Raw genomic sequence first — 19,047 nt, forward strand, 5'->3', positions numbered from 1 at the left:
CGCCCCTCGTTCGCGCGGCCACGTCTTTGCTTATCAAAGACGTGGCCCAGGAGTTTCCCATGCTCTTACAACGCATTTTCGCTGCTGCGCTGTTGCTGGTCTGTGCCGGCCTGGCGCTGATGGCCTGGCCCTATCAGGCAGCTTTTTCCTACGAACCTGTAGGGCCACGCGCCTACCCGCTGCTGATACTCGGGCTGATGAGCCTGGGCCTGATCTACATGCTGTTTCGCCCACAGCCCATCCGACACAGTGAAGAGGAGCCGCCGCTGGACCGCGCGACCCTGAACAAGATCGGGATCTGCGTGGTGCTGCTGCTGGTATTTGCCGGCACCTTCGAACCCCTGGGTTTCATTCTCAGCAGCATGTTGATCGGTATTCCGATGGCACGGCTGTACGGCGGCCGCTGGTTGCCCGGTGCAGTGATCATCACCTTGATGAGCGTCGGCCTTTATGTGCTGTTCGATAAAGTCATGGACGTGCCGCTACCCCTCGGTCTGCTCGACGTTCTGGAGAACTGATATGGATACTTTCAGCTATTTGGGCCAGGGTTTCGGTGTCGCGCTGAGCCCCTACAACCTGGTGACCGCCCTGTGCGGCACCCTGATCGGGACCGTCGTCGGCCTGTTGCCGGGCCTGGGTCCGATCAACGGCGTGGCGTTGCTGATCCCCATCGCCTTTGCCCTGGGCCTGCCGCCGGAATCAGCCTTGATTCTGTTGGCCGCGGTGTACCTGGGTTGCGAGTACGGGGGTCGCATCAGCTCGATCCTGTTGAACATCCCCGGCGAAGCGTCCACCGTCATGACCACCCTCGACGGCTACCCGATGGCCCGCAAAGGCCTGGCTGGCGTGGCGTTGTCGCTGTCGGCCTGGAGTTCGTTCATCGGTGCGTTCATCGCCACCTGCGGCATGGTGCTGTTTGCCCCGTTGCTGGCCAGATGGGCGATTGCCTTCGGACCCGCCGAATATTTCGTACTGATGGTGTTCGCGATTGTCTGTCTGGGCGGCATGGCCGGTGACAAGCCGTTGAAAACCTTTATCGCGGCATTGATCGGCCTGTTCCTGTCGGCGGTGGGCATCGACGCCAACAGTGGCGTCTACCGCTTTACCGGTGACAACATCCACCTGACCGACGGCATTCAATTTGTGGTGTTGGTACTGGGTCTGTTCTCGATCAGCGAAATTCTGTTGCTGCTGGAAAAAACCCACCGCGGCCAGGAAGCGGTGAAAGCCACCGGGCGCATGATGTTCAACGTCAAGGAAGCCTCGGCGGTGTTTCTGGTGAACATCCGGTGTGGCGTGCTGGGCTTCATCATGGGGGTATTGCCGGGCGCCGGCGCCACCCTCGCGAGCGCCGTGGCCTACATGACCGAGAAACGCATCGCCGGCAGCAGTGGCGAGTTCGGCCAGGGCGACAAACGTGGCCTGGCCGCTCCCGAAACCGCGATCGGCGCGGCAGCCTGTGGCGCCCTGGTGCCAATGCTGACCCTCGGCGTACCGGGTTCGGGCACCACGGCGGTGATGATTGGCGCGCTGTCGCTGTACAACATCACCCCGGGACCGCTGCTGTTTCAACAACAACCGGACATTGTCTGGGGCCTGATCGCTTCGTTGTTTATCGCCAACATCATGCTGGTGATCCTCAATATCCCGATGATCCGCATCTTCACCCGTATCCTCGCCGTGCCGAACTGGGCGCTGGTCCCGGTCATCGCGATCATCACCGCGATTGGCGTCTACGCCGTTCACGCCACCACCTTCGACCTGTTCCTGATGATCGGTATTGGTATCTTCGGCTACATCCTGCGCAAGCTGGACTTCCCACTGTCGCCGGTGCTGCTGGGCTTTATCCTCGGCGGCCTGATGGAACAGAACCTGCGCCGTGCGCTGTCGATTTCCGACGGTGCGCTGGAAATCCTCTGGTCGAGCCCGATCACCTTCGGTTGCTGGGTGCTGACGGCCATCATGTTGCTGATACCGCTGCTGCGTATCTGGCGCAAGCGCTCCCTGCAGCGTCGTGCCGTGGCCGATGCCTGAGTTCAATCTCAAGCGTTGGTGGGCAACACCGCTGGTCGGCCTGGCCGGCGGTTACCTGGCCAGCCTGATCGGCTGGCCTTTGCCGTACATGGTCGGTTCGTTGCTGGCGATCATCCTGGTACGTTGCCTGACGCCGTGGCAACTGGCCGAAATACCCGGCGGTCGCAAATGCGGCCAATGGGTGGTCGGCATCGGCATCGGTCTGCATTTCACTCCCGTGGTGATTGATCAGGTGATGGCCCACTTCGGGCTGATTTTCTTTGGCGCATTGATTACCAGCTTGTCGAGCATTGTCGGCGTATGGCTGATGCGCCGCAGCGGCGAAGACCGCGCCACCGCATTTTTCTCGAGCATGCCGGGCGGTTCCGGCGAAATGGTCAACCTGGGCGCGCGCAATGGCGCGGTGCTCAGTCGCGTCGCCGCGGGCCAGAGCTTGCGGGTGCTGGTGGTGGTGCTGTGCGTGCCGGCGATCTTCAAGTACTTGCTCGGCGAGGGTGCGCCGCAGTTTCACCCGGCTCCGGTCAATTGGGCCTGGCTGGCGCTGTTGTTCCCGGCCGGGGCGCTGGTCGCCTGGGGCTGGCAACGTTTGCGCCAACCCAACCCTTGGTTGTTCGGACCGCTGCTGGTCAGTGCCATCGCCAGCGTCACCTGGGACTTGCACATCGGCCTGCCCGATGGCGGCAGCCAGATCGGCCAATGGTTGATCGGCAGTGGCCTGGGTTGTCACTTCAATCGACAGTTCTTTCGCCGGGCGCCATCGTTCATGGGGCGAACCCTGGTCGGTACGCTCTTGACCATGATCATCGCCACGCTGGCGGCGCTGGGTCTGAGTGCGCTGACGCAACTGGATGTGCGCTCACTGACCTTGGGCATGATGCCCGGCGGCATTGCCGAGATGAGCCTGACGGCTGAAACCCTGCAACTGTCAGTGCCGCTGGTAACGGCAATGCAGGTGATGCGACTGTTGTTTGTATTGTTCCTGGCCGAGCCGCTATTCAGGCATTGGAACAGACAGTCCGGCCAAGCCTAGGAGCTTGATCGTTCCCGGCCTTGGGAACGATCATCCCCCTCACACTGGCGGTAACCGCCACTCAATCGGCGTCTCGCCATTCTGCTCGAGAAACTTGTTGGCCCGGCTGAAGTGACCGCAACCAATGAAACCGCGATAAGCCGACAACGGGGACGGATGCACCGACGTCAGTACCAGGTGCTTGGTCGCATCCACCAATTTCTGTTTACCCTGGGCGTGAGCACCCCACAGCAGGAACACCAGGTGCGGTTGGTGCGCGCTGACCACCTCGATGATGCGATCGGTAAAGAACTGCCAACCCTTGCCTGCGTGAGCATTGGCGTTGGCGCGCTCCACCGTCATGGTGGTGTTGAGCATCAACACACCCTGATCGGCCCAGCTTTGCAGGTAGCCGTGGTTGGGGATGTCGATGTTCAGGTCGCGCTTGAGCTCTTTATAGATATTGACCAGCGACGGCGGTGCCGGCACGCCCGGTTGCACCGAGAAGCACAAGCCATGGGCCTGGCCCGGACCGTGGTACGGGTCCTGGCCGAGGATCACTACCTTGACCTTGTCCAAGGGGGTTGAATTGAGTGCGTTGAAAATCATCGGGCCTGGCGGATAGATCTCTTTGCCTGCCGCGTGCTCCTGGCGCAGGAACTCACGCAACTGCGCCATATACGGCTGCTCGAACTCATCCCGCAAGGCCTGTTTCCAGCTGGGTTCGAGTTTGATACGGTCGCTTTCGGTCATGGTTACATCATCTAGTCAAGAGAATGAGGCGAACCCTAGGAAAGCCTACCCGGCTTGTCAATTGATCTGACGCATAACCGGCAGTTTCCCACGAAGGGATCATACTGAACGTTCAATTTACCGATTGAGGTCATGATGAACCTGCACTTCGAAGAGCTCACCGGCAGCCACGGCACCCGCATCGGCATCGCCAGCCTGAATGCTGAAAAGTCCCTGAATGCGCTCTCCCTGCCAATGCTCCTGGCCTTGGGTGAACGCCTGGACGCCTGGGCCAAGGATCCGCAAATCGTCTGCGTGCTGCTGCGGGGCAACGGCGCCAAAGCCTTTTGCGCTGGCGGCGAAGTGCGCAGCCTGGTTGAAGCTTGCCGTGCACTACCCGGCGAAGTGCCCTCGTTGGCGGCAGCGTTCTTTACTGCCGAATACCGTCTTGATTACCGCCTGCATACTTACCCAAAGCCGCTGATCTGCTGGGGTCATGGTTATGTGCTGGGCGGCGGCATGGGACTGCTGCAAAGTGCCTCGATACGCATCGTCACTCCCAGCAGCCGCCTGGCCATGCCGGAAATCAGTATCGGTTTATACCCGGACGTCGGGGCCAGTTGGTTCCTCTCGCGCCTGCCCGGCAAACTCGGGCTGTTTCTCGGCCTGACGGGGGCCCATATGAATGGCCGAGACGCGCTGGACCTGGGCTTGGCCGATCGCTTCCTGCTGGATGAGCAACAAGACGAAATGCTCGAAGGCCTGTTGCAGTTGAACTGGCAGGAACAGACCGCCATGCAGCTCAACAGCCTGTTCAAGGCCCTTGCCCAGGAAGCAGCCAGCCAGCAACCCGACGCGCAATGGCTGCCTCGGCGGGCACAGATCGACGCATGGCTGGATGTGGGGGACGTACGCAGCGCGTGGCGCGCATTGAGTCTGTTGCGCGAGCACGCCGACCCATTACTCAGCCGCGCCGGCAAGACGTTGAGCGAGGGTTGCCCACTGACCGCGTGCCTGGTGTGGGAACAGATCCGACGCGCGCGACACTTGTCCCTGGCGCAGGTCTTCCAGATGGAATACACCTTGAGCCTCAATTGCTGTCGGCATCCGGAGTTCAGTGAAGGGGTACGGGCACGGTTGATCGACAAGGATCAGCAGCCTCATTGGCATTGGCCGGATATCAACAGTATTCCCGAGGCAGTGGTGGAGGCGCATTTTCATAAAGTGTGGGAAGGCCGACACCCGTTGGCGGATATATCTGACGTCTGACAGGCTTTTCAGTAGCGAAGCTCATCGAGTGTGAAGGAACAGTTATCCGGCTGGCGGTCATCACAGAGATAGATTTCATGGCCAAATGAATCTTTGGCCAGCCGCCAATGCGTGGTATCGAACAATGACATGCTCAAGCCTTCAGTCGCCCGGGAATACCTCAAGACCACCAGACGTTGTTCGCGCCCGGAGCGGTAGATGCACTTCTCCAGATAACCCCATCTGCGCTCTTGACCCTCACCGGGCATGAATACCGCGCCTACAAATTTATCGATAAAGTCTACAAGTCGCACTTTCGGACTTGTCCATCGATGCCCGGCGCTTTCTTGGTAAAAATACCCGTCGGCATATTTGATGGATGACGGGTACGGGCAACCCTGCCAGTCATCCCCATGAGCGAAACAGGAAATTCCAAGCAAGATCAAAAGGAGTAATCGAGCTGTCATATACCGTTCCGTCAGTTCACCGCCAACAGGCTTGAATACAGCGCCTGTCGTTCAGTGAAATACAACTGCGGCATATAAACTAGCTGTCAAATATGACAGTACGCTAGACCGTCACTCAAAAAAAACGGCGCATTTCGCGCCGTTTCAAGAAAAGCCGATTAACGATGTCCGCCCCGACCTCGTCCATGGTCGCCGCCTCGACCGTCGCCACGACCTCGGCCACCGTTGCCCCAATGATCACCGCCACGACCTCGGCCACCGTTGCCCCAATGATCACCGCGGCGTTGGTTGGGGTAGAGCCTATAGCCCGCCCGTGGTCCTGAAGGGTAGTACCGAGGCGCCGGCTGGTAGTAGCGCGGCGCTGGGTAATAGCGCACGGGCGGCGCGTAGTGCCCGCGCCGATACTGATAGGACGGGCCGTTGCCGTAGTAATAGACCGGCGCGGGCGAGGTATACACCTCGGATCGATAATAACTGCGGCCGCCACCGGAATAGGGCACGCAAGCGCCAAGGGTCAAACCGAGCACAGCGATAAGTAATAGTCGACGATACATGGCGGCCTCCTGGACCGCGGGCGAGCACACACCAGCGACGCTGGGTGGCGACAAACAGCTTTCACTGGATGACGAAATATCTGACATCAAAAACAGAATCTGGTGCGATTTGTACATAGTTTGATACATCTGTGGCGCGACAAAGCCACACCGCGGTATCGTGCCCGCCACACCGGGCTTTACCGGAACCTTGACTGCTCAGCCTGAATCGACCGATGACCACTCCAAGCCTTTGCCCGGCCTGCGGCGCCCGCAACGACTGCAGCCTGGCCGACCCGCGTACCGCCGACCAAGCCTGCTGGTGCTACAGCGTAAGCATCGACCCTAAGGTGCTTGAGGCACTACCCGAGGCGTTGCGCGATAAAGCGTGCCTGTGCCCGCGCTGCGCGCAGGTCGACGCGCAGTTGCGCGGGACCGAGCCCTCGTAATGCGCGTCGACCGTTTCCTCAGTAACCTGCCCCGCTTCAATCGCCAACAAGTACGCCTGTTGCTGATCGAACGGCGGATCAAGGTCGATGGCCAGGTGATCAGTGACCCGCGCCACGACGTGCGGACATTCAGCCGCGTGGAATGCGACGACGAAGTCCTCCAGGCTGGCAAGCCCGCACGTTATTTCATGCTGCACAAACCTCAAGGCTGCGTCAGCGCCACCCTTGACCCGCAACACCGCACCGTCCTCGACCTGCTGGATGAGCCGGACAAAAGCGAGTTGCATATCGCTGGTCGCCTGGACTTCAACACCACTGGCCTGCTGCTGATCACAAACGATGGCCAATGGTCCCGGCGCCTGACCCAGCCACGCACGAAACTGCCCAAGGTCTACTACGTCGAGACTGAACAAGCCATCGGCCCGGCATACGCGGCCACATTCGCCGCCGGCCTGTACTTTGCTTTCGAGGCTCTCACCACCCAGCCGGCCGACCTGCAAGTGCTCAGCCCCAACAGTGCGCGGCTGAGCATCATTGAGGGGCGTTATCACCAGGTAAAGCGCATGTTCGGGCATTTCGACAACAAAGTGACGCGCCTGCATCGCGAACGCATGGGCCCGCTGGTGTTGGATGAAAGCCTTGCGCCTGGCCATTATCGGCCGCTGACGGATGAAGAAATCCGGCAAATATGACCGTTCGGCCGATGAGGCCAGAAACCCCTGCGCCCAACTGGCGATCTGGCCCGCCTCCTGCTTGAATCAAGACGCCAGCCGGTTTGACCGGCGAGCCCAACCTCCAAGAAACCCGTTGCCTGCCCACGCCACTTGATCTGTGGGCCTCCCAGGCAAATTGCCCACCATAACAATACCCGTCGGCCAGCCATCCGGACCGACATGGGCCCTCCTTTCAGGCGTATGCCTACCTGTCACAAAGCTCGTGCAGACTGATCTGCGCGCACTACCCGCTTGCCAGGAGTCTTACGACATGAGGCCAGAAATCGCTGTGCTGGATATACAGGGTCAGTATCGGGTTTACACGGAGTTCTATCGCGCGGACGCTGCAGAAAAGACCATCATCCTGGTCAATGGCTCCATGGCCACCACTGCGTCTTTCGCCCAGACCGTGAAAAGCCTTCATCCGCAGTTCAATGTGGTTTTGTACGATCAGCCCTACGCTGGCCGTTCCAAAACCCATAACCGCCATGAACACATGCTGACGAAAGAGGTTGAAGGCCAGATCCTTCTGGAGCTGATCGACCACTTCGCCGCCGAACATGTACTGTCCTTCTCGTGGGGCGGTGTCGCCACCCTCGTCGCGCTCTCCCACCGCCCTCGTCGCGTGGAAAAGGCCGTGATCAGTTCATTCTCGCCGGTGATCAATGCCCCCATGCGCGACTACCTGGAGCGCGGCGTCGACTTCCTCGGCAACCTTGACCGCCCCAACGTCGGCCACCTGGTCAACAGCACCCTCGGCAAATACCTGCCGCCGCTGTTCAAACGCTTCAACTACCGGCATGTCAGCAACCTGGCCGCGCACGAGTACGGGCAAATGCACTTTCATATCAACCAGGTACTCAACAGCGACCGCCAGTGCTATCTCAAGGCCGCGCGCCAGATCGACATTCCGGTACTGTTTCTCAATGGTGAGTGGGATGAATACACCAGCGCCCAGGACGCCAGGCTGTTTGAACAGCACGTGGCAAAGAGCAGCTTCGGGACGATCCAGGCGACCGGGCATTTTCTGGACATGGAACACAAGGCGGCGTGCAATGACAGCCGGCGGGCGCTGATGAGCTTTCTGAAACCAGGGCAATCCGCCCCTCGGCTGCATTATCAACAGGGCCAGACACAGCATGCATCGTCGATGTGAAACCCACGCCCTCTGCCGCAGAGGGCTTGGTTAATTCAACGTAAGCCGCACATTTTTCAAAGAAAAACTTCAAATCGGCGCGTGCATCTGGTACAAAGTCAGCCGTTCTGAGCGGGTATAGTTTAGTGGCAAAACGAAAGCTTCCCAAGCTTTAGTTGAGGGTTCGATTCCCTCTACCCGCTCCACTCAGATGTTGCTCTCGCGCCAGAAGACTGGCGACGCGAACCTGCAAAAACCGGCCCTGGTGGCTAATACTGGCGAGTTAAGCCTTTTTGTAGGAGTGAGCTTGCTCGCGAAAAACGTCAACGATAACGCGTGCATTCTGGATAAACGCGGTGTCTTTGAGTTCTTCGCGAGCAAGCTCGCTCCTACAAGGCTTAACTGATCGGCATTAACCCTGGTGGCCGGTTTTTTGTGCCTGGAATTTGTATCGAATTGAAGCGCAAGAAACGTAGTTCTGCGTAGAGTTGGCCGTTTTAAAGTGCGATCGTTCGTGGCAAGTCACCTGCCCACCAAGGAGTTCGCTCATGCACTGTGAATATAAACTCATGCCCTCCCCCGTCGGCCAACTCACACTTGTGGCTCGGGACGGTAAGCTGGCCGCTATTCTGTGGCCTACCGAACGTGCCAATCGCGTACGCCTGGGCGCCTTGCAGGAAGCCGACGACAGCCCGGTGCTGCAGGAAACCGAGCGCCAACTGAAGGAGTATTTCGCGGGTACCCGCCACCGTTTCGAACTCGAACTGGACTTTGACGGGACCGAATTCCAGCGCAAGGTCTGGGCCGCATTGTTGACTATTCCATTCGGTGAAACCCGCAGCTACAGCCAGATTGCCTCTCAGATCGGCCACCCGAAAGCCGTCCGGGCGGTGGGTGCGGCCAATGGGCGCAATCCGATTTCAATTGTTGCGCCCTGCCACCGCGTGATCGGGGCATCAGGCGGGCTGACCGGTTTTGCCGGCGGGCTTGAAGCCAAGCAGTACCTGCTGTCCCTGGAAGATGACGAGCAGACAAAGCTCGCAATCTAATACGTCACAGCAAGGGTCCGCGTACAAAGGACCGGTACTGAAACAACGCTCGAAAGCCAAGCGCGTGATACAGCGAGAGGCCTTGCGTGGAAGCCTCGAGAAAACACCAGCGCGCCCCAAGGCTCGTGGCATGGGCCAACGCGGTGTGTATCAAGCGCGTCGAATAGCCTTTCGCGCGATATGCAGCGTCGGTCCCTATGTCATTCAGGCGAGCCAGGTCATCGCACAGGGTCAGGGTCAATGAGCTGACCGGCTGGCCTTTTTCCGCCAGGGTGAAGTGGTAGAACCGTGCGCCGCGGTCGAGCGCCATCTGGTGTCGCGCCTGATAGTGCGCAGCGCCCTCGGCAGGCATGCCGAACGCGTTGGCCATCGGGCCGGCCCAATCGTTGAGGTTATGCGTCCAACTGATTTCAGCGTCGCCCGCCACATGAGGTGAAGCGGCAATCCCTGCCAGATCGAGAACCATCGCGGTACTCGTTTCTATCTCGATGAAACCCAGCATCTCGAGGGTTTCGCCCAGTGCCTCGACGTGCTCCTGCCGAGCAACCAGCCGGATCGGCAACTTGGTACGACGCATCAATGCCTCGCATTCGAGCATTGCGTTACCCAACGGCGCGCTCCCCACGCGCACCAACAGCAGATTCCACACACTGCGGTATTCATCATCCCGATAGACATTTACACAGGCGTTGAAACGCCGGTGCGATGGGCTGATCGCGGCGAAAAAGTACTCTTCGGCGCAGTGGTAGCGCGCCTCGACGATGTTAGGCATTGGCAGATCCGCTCACAAAAGCCCAGTCTTGCGAAGACCTTGCAGGGACACTGTCAGCACTTTCCGAAAGACCCACCGGGCCGTTACCGGAGCAACACCTTCAATCGGTTTACCCACGGACAAATGTAAAAAGAAATTTCAGAGCTAGGTCATGGTCAGTACTTACATGAGCACTATCAACGGAGCACGACCATGAAGTTCTCGAGACTTTCACAGCACCTGTCCCAGTGGGCGGGCAGCGCCCGGACCTTTTACGCAGCGCTGGTATTAATCTTCCTGTGGGCCTTGAGCGGACCCTGGTTCCACTACAACGATACCTGGCAACTGATCGTCAATACCTCCACCACCATCATCACTTTCCTGATGGTGTTCCTTATCCAGAACACGCAAAACCGCGACAGCGACATGCTGCACATCAAGATCGATGAACTGTTGAGGGTGACTAAAGATGCGCGGAGCGCCGTCCTGAGCCTAGATGGCCTGGATTTGAAAGCACTGGAAAAAATGCGTCGCGAATACGAGACCATCGGTGAGCGAAAAACCGTCGACCTCAACAGCAACGACGCGGTGACAACGGACACCAAGCCGCTAAAGTCCGATTTGAACCAGGCCTGAAAAAACGGCGGCTGGATTGATTCCAGCCGCCGTTATTGAATGCGACACCAACGATCAGCTTTCGTCGCGACGGTTCTTGCCATAGGCGGAAGCCAATGCCCGGGCTTTTTCCAGGCGGGTCTCCAGCTTCGGCAACGTCTCGTCCACCAGCGCCTTTATTTCCGGGATATCAGAAGCGGCGCCTTCCTGCTTGAACAGCGCGATGGCCTCTTCATTGGCTTTGACCTGCTGGGCGGTGTAAGCAGCATCGAAAGAATCACCGTCCGTGAGTTCAGGCATCAGGTTTTGTGCCTTGTCGACGATCTGGTCGCGAGGCGCAACGGGCAGGTCAAGTTTCTTGGCGATGGCTGCCAGATGCTGATTGGCCAAGGTGCGCTCGTTGATCACCTCGATGGTGTAATCCTTGATTTCCTGTGATGAAGTCTTGGCGTGGGCCATGCGACTGGTTTCGATATCGGCCATGCCTTTGGCTGACGCCTGTTCGATAAACTCGGCAGGCCCCTGGGCCATGACATTACTGGCGCCGAGGCCCAGCAGCATCGCAAGACTGGCGGTGCGTAACCGGATAGCCATACGGCTCATGATGAATTCCTCCAGATGAAAAACATGCCGGGAAACGAGCCCCGCCCTGAATCTGAATTTTCCGAGCGGCAAAGGTTTAAAAAAAACTTCCTGGCGCGACGAACGGTCGTCGCGATTCAGGTGGTTTTACTCCCGAGCAATCCCGGCAACGCATGCACCAAGGCGTTGATCGCAAAACCAATAAACATCACGCCGCAGAGCCTGGTGATCAGTACTTCATGGCGCTGATACGCAGTGCGCACGTACCGCGCGCCGACAATGCCAATCAGGATCGCGTACGCCAGCAGTCCACCGACAAAACTCAGGAAAATCAGCCACGGCAACATGTCCCAGGTGAGTAATTCGGCACGGCTCGCCAGCAACGCAGTAAACGTCGCCACGGCCACCGGATAAGCCTTGGGGTTGGTCAGGCCAAACACCACGCCATGCCAGAAGGGCCGTCGCGCCGCCCCCTGAGGCGCGTCCTCGCTACGGCTGCGAGTGCGAATGGCGCGCATGCCGAGCCAGAACAGATACACACCGCTGAGCACACCGAGTACGTCAAAAGCACCGCTGCCGATTTCCCGCGCCCCGACGATTGCGATCAACGCGGTGCTGCACCACACCACATCGCCCAGCAAGTGCCCGCACAAAAAACCGGCGCCCGCCCGACGACCACGGGCCGCACCGATGCCGAACACCGCCAGCACACCAGGCCCTGGGGTGATGCCATAGATAAAACCCGAGGCGAGCACGGCAAACAGCAACGATGGAGTCATGGTGAACACGCTCTGAAAAACGAATAAGGGGGGCGCATCGATTGTGCAACGCAGCAATCTTAGCCGACTCGTTTGGCCAGCACACCTTCGACTTGTTCGATCAGCCACTGCAAGGCACCATCGCCGCCACGCCGTTTATGCCACGCCAGCACGAACCCGAACGACGCAATGTGGAACGGCGGCGGCACCACCAGAAGACGTTGCGTGTCGATGTTAAGCAATCCCTGTGACGAGACGGTCAGGATCAGGTCGGTGCCCTCGATCAACTGTGGCGCAATGCCCCAATGCGGCAAGCTGATTGCAACATGCCGCCGTTCGCGGATGGCGGTCAGCGCCCGTTCGATTTCCGGGGTACCGCTGCCACGCATTTCCAGCAACACATGCGGGCGCGCCAGGTAGGTCGGCAAGTCCAGTACGCCGCCCTCAGGCAGACTGGCACGATCCACCAGACAGGCATAGTGCTCCTCGAACAGCGGCGTACTGCGCAGTTCGCCTGGCAGGTCGGGAAAAACCCCGGCCGCCAGGTCGAGTTCTCCACTGAGCACGCCATCCACCATGCCTTCGCGACTGGCATGGATGATCTGCAGGTCGATACCCGGTGCGAATTCGCGCAACCTGCGCACCAGTCCGGGCAACAGCAGCGCAGCGCCATAATCCGACATGGCCAGACGAAACGTGCGCTTGGCCGACGTTGGATCGAATCGGTTCGGCGCCAGCAACGATTGCACCTGAGCCAAGGCGTCGGCCAGTGGCGTGGCCAGCTCCTGCGCACGCGCGGTTGGCACCAGGCCGCCGCCCTGGCGCACCAGCAGCGGATCCCCCAGCAAATCCCGCAAGCGCGCCAGCGCATGGCTGACCGCGGGCTGGCTCAGGTGCAGGCGCTCGGCGGCACGAGTCACGTGTTGCTCGCTGAGCAAGGCGTCCAGGATCACCAGCAAGTTAAGGTCAATGCGACGAAGATCATTCATGGCATGCATGGTCTGCATAAGAACTTGGAATTTAAATCTGCGCGACGAATAGCTTAGAGTCCAGCAAAACCTTCTGGAGCATTCTCATGAGCACATTGCATTGGCTGGGCTTACTGCTGCTGGCGGTCATCGCCGGGGCCGTGGTGCCGTTTCAAAGTGCAATCAACGCCAACCTCGGACGCGGCCTGGGTCATCCTTTATGGGCAACCCTGGCTTCGTTGATGGTGAGCATTCTGGTGTTGTTGCCAGTGTTGCTGGCCCTGCGCCTGCCGCTGCCCGACCTGGGCTTTATCACCAAGGCACCGTTGTGGATGTGGACAGGCGGCGCATTCGGCGTGTGCTTTATTTCCCTGGCGCTGGTGTTGATGCCCAAGCTGGGCGCCTCGGGTTTTATCGCCCTGGCCCTGGCCGGACAAATCCTCGCCTCGTTGCTACTGGATCACTTTGGCCTGTTTGGCCTGGCAGAGCGGCAACTGACGGCACCCCGAATGCTCGGAGCACTGATGTTACTGGGTGGCGTGCTGTTGATTCAGTTCAGTGCGGCGCCCGCCAAGGCCTTGGCCGCTGCTTGACGCTCGATCAGCTACGCTCGGCAGCCAGTTGGTTGATCTGCGCGGGCTCGATAATCGGCTGCGCGGCACCGTGTCGGACCACCGTCAGCATTGCCCGGCCCATGCTCTCGGTACTCACCACCCAGGCCGGCCGCACACGACGAATCACTGACAGCAACGGGTTGATGAGGGTGTAGACCGATTGGTAAAACGCGGTTTTCGAACGCACGCCGTACAGTGGCTGAATCACACCCGGACGGAACAGATAGACCGCCTTGAACGGCAGGCGCAGCAACGCGTTTTCGGTCTTGCCCTTGATCCGCGCCCACATCACCTTGCCCTGCCCGGCACTGTCGGTGCCGGCGCCGGCGCCGGAGACGTAGACAAAGGTCATCTGCGGATTGAGTCGCGCCAGGGTGCTGGCGGCTACCAGCGTCAGGTCATAGGTCTGGCGGGTATAGGTGTCTTCATCCATCCCGACCGAGGACACCCCCAGGCAAAACAAACAGGCATCAAATCCCTGGAGCAAGTGTTCCAGGGGCTGGAAGTCAAACATATCGGCATGCAGCACCTGGTGCAGCTTGCCGTGTTCCTGAGTCAAGGCGGTACGCCCCACCGCCACCACTTCCTGCACATCAGCGGCCAGCAGACACTCGCGTAACACGCCTTGGCCGATCATGCCGGTGGCACCGAACAGTAAAACTCTCATAAGGGTAAACCTCAGCGGCAAGCATCAAGCTGCAAGTTTCAAGTTAAGAGCAGTGTGCAGATTAACAGCTTGTTGCCCGAGGCTTATAACTTGCCGCTGCTCCCCTCAGAACGCGCTGCGGAAAATCTCCTCAATCTGCCGCTGATCGGCGGGCCGGGGATTGGTCAGGCCACAGGCGTCCTTGAGGGCGTTGGTCGCCAGCAACGGGACGTCTTGCACCTTGGCGCCGAGTTCGTGCAGACCGGCCGGGATGTCGACGTCCTGGGACAGGCAGCGAATCGCGGCGATCGCGGCTTGGGCACCTTCTTCCGGGGTCAAGGGCTGGGTCTCGACACCCATGGCTCGGCCCACGTCGCTCAGGCGCGCGGCGCTGACGCTCGCGTTGAAGCGCTGAACATGCGGCAACAGCACCGCATTGCAGACGCCGTGAGGCAGGTCATACAGACCGCCCAACTGGTGGGCCATGGCGTGGACGAAGCCCAGGGAAGCGTTGTTGAAGGCCATGCCGGCGAGGAATTGAGCGTAGGCCATGTTTTCCCGGGCGGCCATGTCGCTGCCGTCACGCACGGCCAGGCGCAGGTTAGCGCTGATCAGTTCGATGGCCTTGATTGCACAAGCATCGGTAATCGGGTTGGCGGCGGTGGAGACATACGCTTCGATGGCATGGGTCAACGCATCCATGCCGGTAGCCGCCGTGAGCCCCTTGGGCATGGCGACCATCAGCGCAGGATCGTTGACTGACAACAATGGCGTTACGTTACGGTCGACAATCGCCATTTTCACGTGACGGGTTTCGTCGGTAATGATGCAAAAACGTGTCATCTCGCTGGCGGTACCGGCGGTGGTATTGATCGCCACCAGCGGCAGTTGCGGCTGGGTCGATTGGTCGACACCTTCATAGTCGCCGATGTGCCCGCCGTTGGTGGCGCACAGGGCGATGCCCTTGGCGCAGTCATGGGGCGAACCACCGCCCAGGGACACCACGAAATCGCAGCCACTGTGCTGGAGCAACGCCAGGCCTTTCTCGACATTCTCGACGTTGGGGTTGGGCTTGGCGCCGTCATAGAGCACCGTATCAATGCCTTGCATGGCCAGTTTGTCGGCGAGCATGGCAGCCACGCCCGCCTTGGCCAGTCCGGCGTCAGTCACGATCAGCGCCTTGCGAAAACCGTAGTTGCGGATGGCGATCATGGCTTCGTCGAGGCAGTCGATGCCCATGATGTTGACGGCGGGAATGAAGAAGGTGCTGCTCATGGTGATTTCCTCGGAATACGTTGATGCCTACAGCATCGACCCCACCCGCCTGTGGGATCTTGATCAGGATCAACGTCGGCCCGTGATAAAGTCAGCGTCCCGCCGTTTTTGAGTAGACCCGCCGTAATGAAGGATTTCCAGGATATCGACGCCTCCCTTGAAGACTGGAACGCGCTGCGCAGCACCACCGCCTTCGCCGCAATCCTGATCGGTAACGGCGCCAGTCGCGCAGTGTGGGAAGATTTTGCCTACGACTCGCTGTTCGAAAACGCTCGCACCGTGGAAGAAAAGCCCCTGGGCGCCTCCGAGTTGAGCGTGTTTGACGCAATGCAGACCCGCAGCTTCGAGCAGGTGCTGGGTGCACTGAAAACCACCAGTCGGGTCAACAAGGCCCTGGCCGTCAGCTCTGCGGCGCCGCGTAATCGTTACTATGCGATCAAGGAAGCGCTGATCAATACCATCCACGCCGTGCATATTCCGTGGCGCCTAGTACAGCCAACGACCCTGACCACGATCAAGCAGGAGTTGGCGCGTTACCCGACGGTGTTCACCAGCAACTACGACCTGCTCAACTACTGGTCGATCCTCCATGCGCCGGGTATCGATGACTTGTTTCGTGGTGCCGACGCGCACTTTGATTTGCGCAGCACCGCGACCGACACCACACGCATTCTCTACCTGCACGGTGGTTTGCACCTGGTGCGCAATCTCGATGGCTCGGCGCGCAAACTGGCGTCCACCGACAGCACCCTGCTCAGCAGTTTCGCCATCAACAATACCCTCAAGACCCTCGACGACGTGCCCTTGTTTGTCAACGAAGGCCCGAGTGGCGAGAAGCTCAAGAGCATTCGCGGCTCCGATTACTTATCGTTCTGCTATGAGCAGTTGTTGGAGCAGGAAGGCGCGTTGTGCATCTTCGGTCATCATCTGGGCGAGCAGGATTCACACTTGGTGGAGGCGATCCGACAGTCGAAGGTCAAGTCCCTGGCTATCTCGGTATTTGGTCGCAGCGAGGGATTTATCCAGCAGCAAAAACGCCGTTATGCGGGGTTGTTCGAGGGAATGGATATAGATCTGCGGTTCTTTGCAGCGCGCACTCATGCGCTGGGCAATCCAGCGCTGGCTGTACCCGTCGAACACTGATCTGCACCTCAATGAGGATCCGGTGTGGGAGCGGGTTTGCTCGCGATTGCGCTCTGTCAGCCAATACATCCGGCGGCTGCCGGTGTTTCCGCTGGATCAGACAGACCGCACGCAATTGAGCACGCTTTTGTCGACACTGCGTTAAGCCAGAATCAATAGCCTAGAAAAAACCCCGGCACTCGCGTGTCGGGGTTTTCGCGTTCACGAGAACTGTCAGGTCTTGTCTTTGATGGTGGTCGTGGGACCGTTGGTCTTGACGCTTTCGATGCCCTTGTCCCGAGCGGCTTCCGAAGAGTACTGCTCGCTATTGCCGATCACCTGGTGATTGGCGGCTTTGAGGTTGAAGTAAGGTTGGCCGCTCTTGGCGAGTTTTTTCTCATAACGCTCAGCCAGCGGACTATTGGTCTGAACCGAGGCAATACCGTTTTCAGCGGCACTTTGAGTGGTGTAAAGCTCACTGGTCAAAATAGTTTCCGCATTGCCTGCCTTAAGCACAAAGCGAAATTGCCCGTTGTTGCTTTTTTCTAACTCATACCATCCAGCCATGCTCTGCTCCCTTTAACCAAGAATGCGATCAACGACCTGTAGGATTAAAGGCCATGCTCGTTTTTTTGCCACCCGGAAACACTCTTTGAGCACTCGCCGGAGACAAATAACAATAATTCTCGATATTATTCGCGATTTCCTGTCGCGCATTGTCAGAAGGATATCCATGTCTCGTTTCAATCCAAACCCGTGGTCGCCCGAGTCCTGTTCGCCAACTGGAAGCCGCAACAGGCGTATCTGAAAGGTACCGAAGTCAACTTCACTGTCGACAACCTGTTCAATCGCGGTTACCTGCCAGCCTTGAGTGGCGACAGTGCCTACAGCGTAGGGCGCAACGCGAAAATCAGCGTGACGCGGTTTTTCTAGACCGGGGGCTGCCATTCGCAGCCCCGTCGATACCGTCTTGAAGCTCGCCAAGCAAACGTAACGCCCGAGCGTTCCCTACGCAATGCAGGTCAAGACGGGATTCGCAAACGTCTAAATGGACAGGTAACCATCGGCCCGCAGCAGGGTTTCCAGGCAATGCTCGGTGATGTTGTAAAACGCCTTGAGTTCCTCGATTTTGTCCAACAACTGAGTCGGGTCAATCGGCTCTGGGCGTTTGACCGCAAGGATCATCTTGTTCTTGTTGGTGTGTTCCAGGGAGATGAACTCGAAGACCTTGGTCTCGTAGCCACAGGCTTCCAGGAACAATGCCCGCAGACTGTCGGTGAGCATTTCCGCCTGCTGGCCCAGGTGCAGGCCGTATTGCAACATGGGTTTGAGCAACACCGGGCTCTGGATCTGCAAGCGGATCTGCTTGTGACAGCACGGCGAGCACATGATGATCGACGCGCCGGAGCGGATGCCAGTGTGAATCGCGTAATCGGTGGCAATGTCGCAGGCATGCAGGGCGATCATCACCTCCAGTTCGCTCGGCGCCACGCTGCGCACGTCACCACACTTGAACTGCAGCCCGGGATGCTCCAACCGCGCCGCGGCGGTGTTGCACAAGGTCACCATGTCTTCGCGCAACTCGACGCCCGTCACCTGGCCCTCGGCCTTGAGGGTGTTGCGCAGGTAATCATGGATCGCGAAGGTCAGGTAACCCTTGCCCGAGCCAAAATCCGCGACCCGCACCGGCTGATCCAGTTGCAACGGCGAGGAGGTCAACGCATGGCTGAACACTTCGATGAACTTGTTGATCTGCTTCCACTTGCGCGACATCGCCGGGATCAACTCGTGCTTGGCATTGGTCACGCCCAGGTCGGCGAGAAACGGCCGGCTCAAGTCGAGGAAACGGTTCTTCTCACGGTTGTGCTCGGCCGACGGCGCCTCACGCAACTGTTGCGGCTTGCTTTTGAACAGCGAGCTTTTGTTCTTTTTGCTGTATTCCAACTGCGCTTCGTCGGTGACCGACAACAGGTGCGCGTTCTTGAACGAGGCCGGCAGCAGCCCGGCAATTGCCGCCACGCCCTCTTCCACGGCGAAGTTCTTGGTGATGTCGCGGGTTTTGTAGCGATAGACGAAGGACAGACACGGCTGCTCCTTGACCGTCAGTTGCTTGATGATCAGGCGCTGCAGGTCTGCTTCATCGCCAACGTACTTGGCCAGCACCAATTTGATAAAGGCGTTTTGCTCAAGGCTCGCGCTCAGCAGTTCGATGAACTGCGCATGATGATCCGGCGCGGGGCTGGCAGGTTTGGCAGTAACAGACATGAAAAAAAACGCCTCGGGCTGGGAATGCCGGGCATTTTAGGGGGGATAGTGCGCCAGGGCACGGAGTTATTTGCCCAACGGT

The 19,047-nt window shown here is 59.1% G+C and carries 23 protein-coding genes, 1 tRNA gene and 1 pseudogene; 14 read left to right on the forward strand and 11 right to left on the reverse strand.

Annotation, left to right across the window (positions count from 1 at the left end; translation table 11 throughout):
- The first annotated feature begins 59 nt into the window (after positions 1-59).
- Genes BLU75_RS16150 through BLU75_RS16160 form a run of 3 tightly spaced genes read left to right on the forward strand, consistent with a single transcriptional unit; the run spans position 60 to position 3,064 of the window.
- Entirely contained in the window at positions 60-518 is a 459-nt protein-coding gene (locus BLU75_RS16150; RefSeq protein WP_084376964.1) for a tripartite tricarboxylate transporter TctB family protein, read from the forward strand.
- Position 519: 1 nt separating this feature from the next.
- Positions 520-2,034 (forward strand): tripartite tricarboxylate transporter permease, encoded by a 1,515-nt coding sequence (locus BLU75_RS16155; RefSeq protein ID WP_084376966.1) that lies wholly within the window; start codon positions 520-522, stop codon positions 2,032-2,034.
- Positions 2,027-3,064 (forward strand): AbrB family transcriptional regulator, encoded by a 1,038-nt coding sequence (locus tag BLU75_RS16160; RefSeq protein WP_084376968.1) that lies wholly within the window; start codon positions 2,027-2,029, stop codon positions 3,062-3,064. The genes BLU75_RS16155 and BLU75_RS16160 overlap by 8 nt, the downstream gene beginning before the upstream one ends.
- 39 nt (positions 3,065-3,103) lie before the next feature.
- Here BLU75_RS16160 and ung read toward each other — a convergent pair whose 3' ends face one another.
- On the reverse strand, positions 3,104-3,796 hold the full coding sequence (gene ung, locus BLU75_RS16165) for a uracil-DNA glycosylase (protein ID WP_084376969.1): 693 nt from the start codon (positions 3,794-3,796) through the stop codon (positions 3,104-3,106).
- Positions 3,797-3,931: 135 nt separating this feature from the next.
- Between ung and BLU75_RS16170 the strand changes: the two genes are divergently transcribed.
- Positions 3,932-5,044: an enoyl-CoA hydratase/isomerase family protein gene (locus tag BLU75_RS16170; protein WP_084376970.1), complete on the forward strand. Its 1,113-nt coding sequence runs from the start codon at positions 3,932-3,934 to the stop codon at positions 5,042-5,044.
- A gap of 8 nt (positions 5,045-5,052) precedes the next feature.
- On the opposite strand, the gene BLU75_RS16175 is transcribed toward BLU75_RS16170, so the two are convergent.
- Positions 5,053-5,490 carry a DUF3757 domain-containing protein gene (locus BLU75_RS16175; RefSeq protein ID WP_084376971.1) on the reverse strand — a complete coding sequence of 146 codons (438 nt, stop codon included), beginning with the start codon at positions 5,488-5,490 and terminating at the stop codon, positions 5,053-5,055.
- Between the two features lie 158 nt (positions 5,491-5,648).
- Complete coding sequence (locus tag BLU75_RS16180; protein WP_084376972.1) at positions 5,649-6,044, reverse strand: hypothetical protein; 396 nt, start codon at positions 6,042-6,044, stop codon at positions 5,649-5,651.
- 215 nt (positions 6,045-6,259) lie between these two features.
- Between BLU75_RS16180 and BLU75_RS16185 the strand changes: the two genes are divergently transcribed.
- The 6 genes from BLU75_RS16185 to BLU75_RS16210 all read left to right on the forward strand — a co-directional run bounded on the left by BLU75_RS16185 (position 6,260) and on the right by BLU75_RS16210 (position 9,369).
- Entirely contained in the window at positions 6,260-6,472 is a 213-nt protein-coding gene (locus BLU75_RS16185) for a cysteine-rich CWC family protein (protein WP_084376974.1), read from the forward strand.
- A complete protein-coding gene (locus BLU75_RS16190) occupies positions 6,472-7,164 on the forward strand; it encodes a 16S rRNA pseudouridine(516) synthase (RefSeq protein WP_084376975.1) in 693 nt (230 codons plus the stop codon). Before BLU75_RS16185 ends, BLU75_RS16190 begins: the two co-directional genes overlap by 1 nt.
- Positions 7,165-7,456: 292 nt before the next feature.
- On the forward strand, positions 7,457-8,341 hold the full coding sequence (locus BLU75_RS16195) for an alpha/beta fold hydrolase (RefSeq protein WP_084376976.1): 885 nt from the start codon (positions 7,457-7,459) through the stop codon (positions 8,339-8,341).
- A gap of 111 nt (positions 8,342-8,452) precedes the next feature.
- Positions 8,453-8,526: transfer RNA gene (locus BLU75_RS16200), tRNA-Gly, on the forward strand.
- A gap of 5 nt (positions 8,527-8,531) precedes the next feature.
- Positions 8,532-8,726 carry a hypothetical protein gene (locus BLU75_RS27520; RefSeq protein WP_084376978.1) on the forward strand — a complete coding sequence of 65 codons (195 nt, stop codon included), beginning with the start codon at positions 8,532-8,534 and terminating at the stop codon, positions 8,724-8,726.
- A 142-nt stretch (positions 8,727-8,868) separates the two neighbouring features.
- Positions 8,869-9,369 carry a methylated-DNA--[protein]-cysteine S-methyltransferase gene (locus BLU75_RS16210; RefSeq protein WP_084376979.1) on the forward strand — a complete coding sequence of 167 codons (501 nt, stop codon included), beginning with the start codon at positions 8,869-8,871 and terminating at the stop codon, positions 9,367-9,369.
- Positions 9,370-9,373: 4 nt separating this feature from the next.
- On the opposite strand, the gene BLU75_RS16215 is transcribed toward BLU75_RS16210, so the two are convergent.
- Positions 9,374-10,141 carry a GNAT family N-acetyltransferase gene (locus tag BLU75_RS16215; RefSeq protein WP_084376980.1) on the reverse strand — a complete coding sequence of 256 codons (768 nt, stop codon included), beginning with the start codon at positions 10,139-10,141 and terminating at the stop codon, positions 9,374-9,376.
- 192 nt (positions 10,142-10,333) lie between these two features.
- Here BLU75_RS16215 and BLU75_RS16220 point away from each other — a divergent pair, with 192 nt between their 5' ends.
- Entirely contained in the window at positions 10,334-10,756 is a 423-nt protein-coding gene (locus BLU75_RS16220) for a low affinity iron permease family protein (RefSeq protein WP_084376981.1), read from the forward strand.
- Between the two features lie 54 nt (positions 10,757-10,810).
- On the opposite strand, the gene BLU75_RS16225 is transcribed toward BLU75_RS16220, so the two are convergent.
- The 3 genes from BLU75_RS16225 to BLU75_RS16235 form a co-directional block, all read right to left on the reverse strand.
- Complete coding sequence (locus BLU75_RS16225) at positions 10,811-11,338, reverse strand: DUF4142 domain-containing protein (RefSeq protein ID WP_084376982.1); 528 nt, start codon at positions 11,336-11,338, stop codon at positions 10,811-10,813.
- Positions 11,339-11,454: 116 nt separating this feature from the next.
- Entirely contained in the window at positions 11,455-12,096 is a 642-nt protein-coding gene (locus BLU75_RS16230; RefSeq protein WP_084377339.1) for a LysE family translocator, read from the reverse strand.
- 59 nt (positions 12,097-12,155) lie between these two features.
- Entirely contained in the window at positions 12,156-13,073 is a 918-nt protein-coding gene (locus tag BLU75_RS16235) for a LysR family transcriptional regulator (RefSeq protein ID WP_231982680.1), read from the reverse strand.
- 77 nt (positions 13,074-13,150) lie between these two features.
- Here BLU75_RS16235 and BLU75_RS16240 point away from each other — a divergent pair, with 77 nt between their 5' ends.
- A complete protein-coding gene (locus BLU75_RS16240) occupies positions 13,151-13,636 on the forward strand; it encodes a DMT family transporter (protein WP_084376984.1) in 486 nt (161 codons plus the stop codon).
- A 7-nt stretch (positions 13,637-13,643) separates the two neighbouring features.
- On the opposite strand, the gene BLU75_RS16245 is transcribed toward BLU75_RS16240, so the two are convergent.
- Positions 13,644-14,324, reverse strand: coding sequence for an NAD(P)H-binding protein (locus tag BLU75_RS16245; RefSeq protein ID WP_090221507.1), 681 nt, complete (start codon positions 14,322-14,324; stop codon positions 13,644-13,646).
- A 105-nt stretch (positions 14,325-14,429) separates the two neighbouring features.
- The gene (gene yiaY / locus BLU75_RS16250; RefSeq protein ID WP_084376986.1) at positions 14,430-15,578 is read right to left on the reverse strand and encodes an L-threonine dehydrogenase; all 1,149 of its coding nucleotides are present in this window, start codon (positions 15,576-15,578) and stop codon (positions 14,430-14,432) included.
- Positions 15,579-15,704: 126 nt separating this feature from the next.
- Between yiaY and BLU75_RS16255 the strand changes: the two genes are divergently transcribed.
- Positions 15,705-16,721 (forward strand): DUF4917 family protein, encoded by a 1,017-nt coding sequence (locus BLU75_RS16255; protein ID WP_084376987.1) that lies wholly within the window; start codon positions 15,705-15,707, stop codon positions 16,719-16,721.
- 213 nt (positions 16,722-16,934) lie between these two features.
- Here the strand turns inward: BLU75_RS16255 and BLU75_RS16260 are convergent, their stop codons facing one another.
- Complete coding sequence (locus BLU75_RS16260) at positions 16,935-17,267, reverse strand: YegP family protein (RefSeq protein ID WP_084376988.1); 333 nt, start codon at positions 17,265-17,267, stop codon at positions 16,935-16,937.
- 204 nt (positions 17,268-17,471) lie between these two features.
- Here BLU75_RS16260 and BLU75_RS27310 point away from each other — a divergent pair.
- Positions 17,472-17,633, forward strand: a pseudogene (locus BLU75_RS27310) (hypothetical protein); the annotation flags it as partial.
- 111 nt (positions 17,634-17,744) lie between these two features.
- Here BLU75_RS27310 and BLU75_RS16265 read toward each other — a convergent pair.
- Complete coding sequence (locus tag BLU75_RS16265; RefSeq protein ID WP_084376989.1) at positions 17,745-18,965, reverse strand: class I SAM-dependent methyltransferase; 1,221 nt, start codon at positions 18,963-18,965, stop codon at positions 17,745-17,747.
- Positions 18,966-19,047: the final 82 nt, after the last annotated feature.

The organism is Pseudomonas mucidolens (genome assembly GCF_900106045.1).
GTDB classification, from domain to species: Bacteria; Pseudomonadota; Gammaproteobacteria; order Pseudomonadales; family Pseudomonadaceae; genus Aquipseudomonas; species Aquipseudomonas mucidolens.

Coding starts and splice junctions, on each gene's coding strand:
- BLU75_RS16210 (WP_084376979.1), top strand. CDS start 8,869: ATGCACTGTGAATATAAACTCATGCCCTCCCCCGTCGGCCAACTCACA.
- BLU75_RS16190 (WP_084376975.1), top strand. CDS start 6,472: ATGCGCGTCGACCGTTTCCTCAGTAACCTGCCCCGCTTCAATCGCCAA.
- BLU75_RS16245 (WP_090221507.1), bottom strand. CDS start 14,324: ATGAGAGTTTTACTGTTCGGTGCCACCGGCATGATCGGCCAAGGCGTG.
- BLU75_RS16265 (WP_084376989.1), bottom strand. CDS start 18,965: ATGTCTGTTACTGCCAAACCTGCCAGCCCCGCGCCGGATCATCATGCG.
- BLU75_RS16215 (WP_084376980.1), bottom strand. CDS start 10,141: ATGCCTAACATCGTCGAGGCGCGCTACCACTGCGCCGAAGAGTACTTT.
- BLU75_RS16160 (WP_084376968.1), top strand. CDS start 2,027: ATGCCTGAGTTCAATCTCAAGCGTTGGTGGGCAACACCGCTGGTCGGC.
- BLU75_RS16260 (WP_084376988.1), bottom strand. CDS start 17,267: ATGGCTGGATGGTATGAGTTAGAAAAAAGCAACAACGGGCAATTTCGC.
- BLU75_RS16155 (WP_084376966.1), top strand. CDS start 520: ATGGATACTTTCAGCTATTTGGGCCAGGGTTTCGGTGTCGCGCTGAGC.
- BLU75_RS16225 (WP_084376982.1), bottom strand. CDS start 11,338: ATGAGCCGTATGGCTATCCGGTTACGCACCGCCAGTCTTGCGATGCTG.
- BLU75_RS16175 (WP_084376971.1), bottom strand. CDS start 5,490: ATGACAGCTCGATTACTCCTTTTGATCTTGCTTGGAATTTCCTGTTTC.
- BLU75_RS16185 (WP_084376974.1), top strand. CDS start 6,260: ATGACCACTCCAAGCCTTTGCCCGGCCTGCGGCGCCCGCAACGACTGC.
- BLU75_RS16255 (WP_084376987.1), top strand. CDS start 15,705: ATGAAGGATTTCCAGGATATCGACGCCTCCCTTGAAGACTGGAACGCG.
- BLU75_RS16230 (WP_084377339.1), bottom strand. CDS start 12,096: ATGACTCCATCGTTGCTGTTTGCCGTGCTCGCCTCGGGTTTTATCTAT.
- BLU75_RS16220 (WP_084376981.1), top strand. CDS start 10,334: ATGAAGTTCTCGAGACTTTCACAGCACCTGTCCCAGTGGGCGGGCAGC.
- BLU75_RS16235 (WP_231982680.1), bottom strand. CDS start 13,073: ATGCATGCCATGAATGATCTTCGTCGCATTGACCTTAACTTGCTGGTG.
- yiaY (WP_084376986.1), bottom strand. CDS start 15,578: ATGAGCAGCACCTTCTTCATTCCCGCCGTCAACATCATGGGCATCGAC.
- ung (WP_084376969.1), bottom strand. CDS start 3,796: ATGACCGAAAGCGACCGTATCAAACTCGAACCCAGCTGGAAACAGGCC.
- BLU75_RS16170 (WP_084376970.1), top strand. CDS start 3,932: ATGAACCTGCACTTCGAAGAGCTCACCGGCAGCCACGGCACCCGCATC.
- BLU75_RS27520 (WP_084376978.1), top strand. CDS start 8,532: ATGTTGCTCTCGCGCCAGAAGACTGGCGACGCGAACCTGCAAAAACCG.
- BLU75_RS16150 (WP_084376964.1), top strand. CDS start 60: ATGCTCTTACAACGCATTTTCGCTGCTGCGCTGTTGCTGGTCTGTGCC.
- BLU75_RS16195 (WP_084376976.1), top strand. CDS start 7,457: ATGAGGCCAGAAATCGCTGTGCTGGATATACAGGGTCAGTATCGGGTT.
- BLU75_RS16240 (WP_084376984.1), top strand. CDS start 13,151: ATGAGCACATTGCATTGGCTGGGCTTACTGCTGCTGGCGGTCATCGCC.
- BLU75_RS16180 (WP_084376972.1), bottom strand. CDS start 6,044: ATGTATCGTCGACTATTACTTATCGCTGTGCTCGGTTTGACCCTTGGC.